Raw genomic sequence first — 6,662 nt, forward strand, 5'->3', positions numbered from 1 at the left:
GCGCGGCAAAATTGTTATTGATAATGGCAATCGTGACCTGCTGATCGTCTAATGATCTTGGTAACTGAGGCGCTTCCAGCTCAACTATTTTTATATTCTTTGGGTTGGCAGCAATGTCTGTTACGGCCCGATAAACTGGCTGGGTAATCGGCCGCTTTATCTGCCAACCCCACCAACTGCAATAAGTTATTTACCCGTTCCCTGATCTGCGCTGTTGGCGTACGGGTAAGTTCAAGAGGAAAGGCTACATTATCAAATATGGTACGGGACGATAATAAATTGAAATGCTGAAAGATCATTCCTATCTGTCTTCGCTTCCGGGTTAACTCCCTGCGTGAAAGTGTTGACAGGGCTATGCCATTTACTATCACCTCCCCGGCGGTTGGCTTCTCCAGCAAATTAACACAACGGATCAAAGTACTCTTCCCGGCGCCGGAAGCACCGATAATGCCATAGATCTTACCAGGCGGCACCGTCAGCGACACATCCGACAAAGCCGCCACCACTTTGTTCTTTTGATAAAAATTTTTCGTCAGGCCTTTTATTTCAATCATACTGTAATTACGAACCCGCTATTTCCTACAAATTTAGTAGGTTATTTTAAATTAACCTAGTGGAGATAGCCGTTATTATTGTCCACTCATTTTGTGGACTTAATAAATATGTTTATTATTGCAAATCGCCCACCATACGCTTGCAAGCCATTTACCGGTTTAGTAATTGACAGCGGTTCGGCCAGGAACATGCTGGCATTCTTTTAAAATCAAAACTTATTGTCATGAATTGTTGTACCAACCGCTTGTAGCCATTCCCTGATAAAAAAGGGAAATACAGAGCTGTATTTCCCGCGATCTAAATTTCGGCACCTGTTATCAATTGGCGTTGGCACAGGTACTGTGTATAAACTTAATCATTTCAAATTTATGTATTTCTTCCGACAACCGGTCAGGCATTCCTTTGCCCTGACCCGGCAGTTCTTTACAGCAAGCCGGCTAATGCTGGCCGTTTCTATTTCAGTATCAGCGACCGGCGTTTATGCAACCAACGAAAAAGCCGGCATTCATAATAATTATATAGCTACCCGCTTTGACGAATTCACGGTACAGGGAAAAATAACCGATGAAAAGGGAGAACCGCTGGCCGGGGTAAATATTCGCATAAAAAATACAGACAAGGGTGTAATTACCGGTGCAGATGGCAGCTTTTCCATTACGCTGCCCGATACCAAAACCACCCTGGTAATAACCCACGTTGGTTATATTGTGCAGGAAGTACATCCCAATGGAAAAAACAATTTATCTATTTCATTACTACCTGAACAAAGCAACCTGAACGAAGTAGTAGTGGTAGGTTATGGTACCCAAAAACGAAGTGAAGTTTCGGGCGCTGTAACTACGCTCCCTGCAAAGAATACCGAAGAAAAACCGATCAATCGTATAGAACAGGCGTTGATCGGACAAATGCCGGGTGTACAGGTAAGGCAGCAAACAGGCATGGCAGGTAGTGGCCTGAGCATTTTGGTACGTGGCTCCGGTTCCATTACAGCCGGGAGTGAACCGCTGTATGTAATAGATGGTTTTCCCCTTGACGTAAGCAGCCAGAATGGAGATGGCGGTTTTTCCTTTAACCCGCTGGATAACCTCAACCCCAATGATATTGAAAGTATACAGGTGTTGAAAGATGCTGCAGCAGGCGCTATTTACGGATCACGCGCTGCCAATGGCGTGGTAATTATCACCACTAAAAGAGGGCAGGCTGGCAAAATGAAGATCTCCGTTAATGCCAAATCAGGCATCAGCCAGGTGGCCAGAAAGCTTGATGTATTAAGCCCTGATGAATGGGTAGCCATGGCAACCGAGGTGGCGAATACGGCCTGGGTGAACTCAGGCGCAGGCAGAACAGCCAGTCAAACGAATGCTGAACGCGCATCGATCCTTGGTATCCCGTCTGACTCCATTAATACCACTTACATGACCGATCCCCGATGGACTATACCAGGCCATCCGGGTCTTGATTATATCGACTGGCAGGATGCAGTGTATCGTAAAGCATGGTACCAGAATTATGAAGCAGCTGCCAGCGGCGGAACCGATAATGTGAAGTATTTTATTTCGGGCAACTATTTAAACCAGGATGGTACGCTGATCAATTCCAACTTTGTGAACTATGGATTACGCGCCAATGTGGAAGCCAATGCCGGGAAAAAATTCAAGCTGGGGGTTAACCTGGCGCCCTCCTACTCTATCAACAATTCACCACCGGCGGAAGGAAAAGACAACCAGTTGATGAAGCTGGCGCAAATGACGCCCGTTGTGGAAAGTAACGCTGGACTTAACACCGGCGCCAATGGCAATGCCACTTATACCTGGGCCAGTAATAAACTTATCAGTCCTTATGCCTTCCTGCAAACTGCGCTCAACAAGCTTACGTCTACGCGATTGTTAAGTTCCGTGTATGCCGAATACCAGCTCATTCCTGGTTTATCAGTAAGGTCTACGGTCAATTATGATGGTCTCGACGTTGATACCAAAAAGTATGTTTCCGACAAAGTAACGGTGGGCGCCACTACTGCATTGACCACCAACCCCGGACTGTACTCTTCCGGTTCCTACAATGCGGTGAAGAAAAGGAATTTCCTCAATGAGAACACCCTGAGCTATAATACAGTTATAGATAAGGTGCATACCATTGCTGCGGTTGCGGGTATTTCGTATAACAGTGTGCATTATGAAACGGTTACCCTGGCCTCGGCAGGCGGGTTCGCCAACGACCTCATTACCACGCTTAGTAATGCGATCCCCAGTAAAACATCTGGCATTACTTATACCGGCGCCAATACAGAAAGCAATAATACCCTGCTGTCGTGGTATGGCCGGTTGCAGTACAATTTCAAAGACAAATACCTGCTTTCGGGCACCATCAGAAGAGATGCTTCCTCGAAGTTCGGGGCAGATAACCGCTGGGGTACTTTTCCCTCTGCCTCGGTTGGCTGGCGAATTTCCCGGGAAGATTTCTTTCAAAATATAAGACCCATCAATGAGCTGAAGCTTCGCTTCAGCTGGGGTAAATCCGGTAACAATAATATCGGTGATTACAATTCGATACAAACCCTGAGCAGCACCGCCTATAGTTTTGCCGGAACCGCGGGTACCGGCCAGGTAGTAGCGTCCCTTTCCAACTCACTTTTAAAATGGGAAACTTCCACCACCGCCAATCTTGGGTTAGACATCAGCCTGTTAAGAAACCGGATAAGCCTGACCGTGGATGCCTATCATAAAAAGAATTCTGATCTGTTACTGAACCTTCCGGTGCTTTCCGCCAGCGGCTTTAGCTCAAGACTGGAAAATATCGGCTCTGTGGTGAACAAAGGGCTTGAGCTCAGCCTCAGCACCGTAAACCTGAAATACAGGGATTTTCAATGGACCATGAACGCGAACATTGCCTTCAACAAGAATGAAGTTACTGCGCTGGGCCCTGATCATGCGCCTATTGAAATAGCTTCTGCTTACAGCGGCAATAATGCACCTTACCTGCTCAGGGAAGGCCTGCCTGCCTTTAGTTTTTATGTTACGGAGGTACAGGGCATTTTATCGGCCGATGATATAGCCGATGCAAAGATCGCCAAACTAAAGAACGAAACAGCCGGCGATGCCAGATACCGCGATGCCTATGAAGATGGGATCATCAATGCAAAAGACCGCGTAGTAGTGGGTCATCCCATGCCTGATTACACCTGGGGCTGGACAAACAATTTCCGGTATAAGGATCTTGACCTGAGCGTACTGGTTTATGGACAACATGGAGGTTCGCTGCTCTCGTACCTTGGCCGCGCCATTGATTTCAGCGGCAGCACCACGGGTAATGTGCTGGGCATCTGGCGCGACCGCTGGACACCCGAAAACCAGGACTACCATGCGCCCCGCGGTAAATTCGGTTCTACGTATACGGTTCCCTATGTTACCTCCGACTGGATCTATTCTACCGACTTCATCCGCGTGCAGAATATTACACTTGGTTATAACCTGAAAAGCCTGTTCAGGGCTTACCAAACCATTCATGCAGCACGGGTCTTTATTTCGCTGGAAAACTATTTCGGGCATGACAAATACAAAGGCGGGGTAAATCCGGAAGCGCAAAACACCAATGCCAGCGGAAGCGCCAGTTATCCGATTGCCGGTGATTACGGCGCTATGCCATTAACCAAAACCGCCTCAGTTGGCGTTACCCTCAGCTTTTAATTAAAAAAGATCATTACAATGAAAAGAAAGCTTTATATATCACTAATTATACTGGCCGCCGCAGGCAGTTGCAAAAAACAGCTCGACCAGCAACCGGTGTCAGCCCTGGCCACCATAAATTTCTATACCAATAACAACGACTTTCTGCAAGCCGTGAACGGGGTATATTCCCTGCTAAAGAGTTATCCCGAACAGGCATTGTTTTTAGGTGAAATGCGCAGTGATAATATCAATGCCGTATCAGATGGGAACCGGGACTGGGATGGCATCAACAATTTCTCTCCCAATATCACTACTGTTGGGTTTATATCAAATGCCTGGAAAAATAATTTCAATGGTATTTACAACGCCAATAATGTACTGGATGCGCTTGCCAGCAAAAGCGATGTGATCGGAAATGCGGACCTGGTAACCCGGTACAATGCAGAAGTGCGTTTTTTGCGCGCGTTCTATTATTTTCAATTGGTACGTTTGTTTGGCCCGGTGCCGGTGATCGATAAGCCCTTGTTACCCCCGGCAGTGAACCAGGTTGCAAGAAGTGCCGTAAAGGATGTGTATGCGCTCATTATAGATGATCTCAATTATGCAGCAGCCCATTTACCCAACTCGTATAGCGGACCGGATGTTGGCAGAGCGACTGCATACGCCGCCAAAGGATTACTGGGTTTGGTATACCTGACACGCTCAGGCCCTGGTTATAGTATCGATGGGCCCGGCCTGGCCAGTAATGAATATGATAAAGCCCTGGCGCTTTTCAATGACATCATCGGCAGCAATCAATACAGTTTCCTGAATGATTATTCTTCCATTTTCTCTTATTCAAATGAAAATAACAAGGAAGTGATCTTTGATGTACAATATGCGAGCGGTATCAATGGGGCCGGCTTTCCCAGCCACCTGGTACCGGTTGCTTACTGGACAAGCCTCGGCATTTCCAATAGCTACGGCAACGGTTATGGGTCCAGCACGTTTGGCATTACCAAAAGTTTAAAAAATGCGTATACAACCAATGTTACCAGTGGCACGGATAGCCGGTATGCGTTTAGTGTGGCCACCACTTATACCAAAAGCCCGTTTATAAAAAAGTATATTGACATTACAAAGAAAGGCACCAGCGGTACTGACTGGCCTATTAATTTTATAGTATTACGATATACTGATATTTTATTAATGAAAGCTGAATGTATCCTGAATGGGGCTGCCGGCACGCAGGCAGAGGTGGACTCCATCGTAAATCTGGTACGCACAAGAGCGGGGGTGAACGCCCTTTCCAATGTAAACCTGTTGACCCTGCTGGAAGAACGCCGCCGTGAATTTACCGGTGAAGGCTTACGCTGGAACGACCTGGTACGCGAAGGCGCCGTGGTTACTGCTATCAATACCTGGATCGCCTATGATGCGCTGACAAAAGTGAATAAAATGATCCCTGATTATGTGCTTTACCCGGTTCCAGCCACCGAAATTCAGGCCAAACCAGACCTGTATACGCAGAATAACAGCTACTATTAACTGATCGGCTTATAAGTAAGAGGTAGGAAGAGCAAGTCGTGAAACGTCAAACGTGAAACGTGAAAGGTTTCGCGAAATTCCAGCCTCACTTCGTGAATCGGCAATCAGCAGTGAGTTCCCGAATTTTTTAGATGTCTGAAAAGTCGGGAACCCACTCACCACTGACAACTCACCACTCACTTGCTCTTCCTTTATCAACTTGTCAACCCTTTCAACTATATCAACTAACTGATCAACTCGTCAACTGATCAACTGGTCAACCTACCTCCTGCATCTTATTTTTTTGCAGCATTTTCTCCATTCGTTGCGCCACCAGCAGCCTGTCGCGCCACTTGAGACCTCCTCCTCCACACATCAGCCCAGTCGATCAACGGATAGATGTTGTACTTTTTAGCCGTTACATCAAAAAGGCCCTGCAACTCTTTTAACTTCTCCGGATATTTTTTAGCCAGGTCGGTGCGTTCGTTAAAATCTTCATTCAGGTTGTACAGCTCCCATACATCCTTATCGAAATTGCGCTCCACAGAATCTTTACCCGGCAATACATTCAGATCGATATAATCAGGATGATGCGCGGCAGCGGCCTTCCAGCCATCTTTATAAATAGCCCGGGAGCCAAAAATGTAATAATACTGCTCCGTATGCCGGCTTGCGGCGGTTGCATTATCCAGTGAGTAATACAAAGAAGTGCCCTGCAGGGTATCCTGTTTAATACCCCTAATCTGCGTGGGCAGGGTAAGCCCTGCAAATTCCAATGTGGTGGGCAGAATGTCAACTACATGTCCGTATTGATTCCGGATGCCGCCTTTATCCTTAATGCCTTTGGGATAAAAGATGATCAACGGATTGTGCGTGCCGCCTTCTGCATTGGCATCCTGTTTCCAGAACCTGAAAGGCGTATTGGTTGCCTGCGCC

Annotated in this window: 4 protein-coding genes and 1 pseudogene; 2 read left to right on the top strand and 3 right to left on the bottom strand. The window is 46.9% G+C overall.

Annotated elements, in window-relative coordinates:
• A partial coding sequence (locus ACJ751_RS20125; RefSeq protein ID WP_407747318.1) for a MetQ/NlpA family ABC transporter substrate-binding protein occupies positions 1-148 on the bottom strand: 148 nt, incomplete at its 3' end.
• On the bottom strand, positions 81-554 hold the full coding sequence (locus tag ACJ751_RS20130; RefSeq protein ID WP_407747315.1) for an ATP-binding cassette domain-containing protein: 474 nt from the start codon (positions 552-554) through the stop codon (positions 81-83). The genes ACJ751_RS20130 and ACJ751_RS20125, both read right to left, overlap by 68 nt.
• Before the next feature lie 369 nt (positions 555-923).
• Between ACJ751_RS20130 and ACJ751_RS20135 the strand changes: the two genes are divergently transcribed.
• Both ACJ751_RS20135 and ACJ751_RS20140 read left to right on the top strand, forming a co-directional pair.
• Positions 924-4,238 (top strand): SusC/RagA family TonB-linked outer membrane protein, encoded by a 3,315-nt coding sequence (locus tag ACJ751_RS20135; protein ID WP_407747316.1) that lies wholly within the window; start codon positions 924-926, stop codon positions 4,236-4,238.
• An 18-nt stretch (positions 4,239-4,256) separates the two neighbouring features.
• Positions 4,257-5,747: a RagB/SusD family nutrient uptake outer membrane protein gene (locus tag ACJ751_RS20140; protein WP_407747317.1), complete on the top strand. Its 1,491-nt coding sequence runs from the start codon at positions 4,257-4,259 to the stop codon at positions 5,745-5,747.
• A 275-nt stretch (positions 5,748-6,022) separates the two neighbouring features.
• Here ACJ751_RS20140 and ACJ751_RS20145 read toward each other — a convergent pair.
• A pseudogene (locus ACJ751_RS20145) lies at positions 6,023-6,662 on the bottom strand (arylsulfatase); the annotation flags it as partial.

This window comes from Niastella sp., assembly GCF_045805085.1.
GTDB lineage: Bacteria > Bacteroidota > Bacteroidia > Chitinophagales > Chitinophagaceae > Niastella.

Excerpts from the sequence above, each read along its gene's own strand:
- ACJ751_RS20130 (WP_407747315.1), bottom strand. The coding sequence starts at position 554 with ATGATTGAAATAAAAGGCCTGACGAAAAATTTTTATCAAAAGAACAAA.
- ACJ751_RS20135 (WP_407747316.1), top strand. The coding sequence starts at position 924 with ATGTATTTCTTCCGACAACCGGTCAGGCATTCCTTTGCCCTGACCCGG.
- ACJ751_RS20140 (WP_407747317.1), top strand. The coding sequence starts at position 4,257 with ATGAAAAGAAAGCTTTATATATCACTAATTATACTGGCCGCCGCAGGC.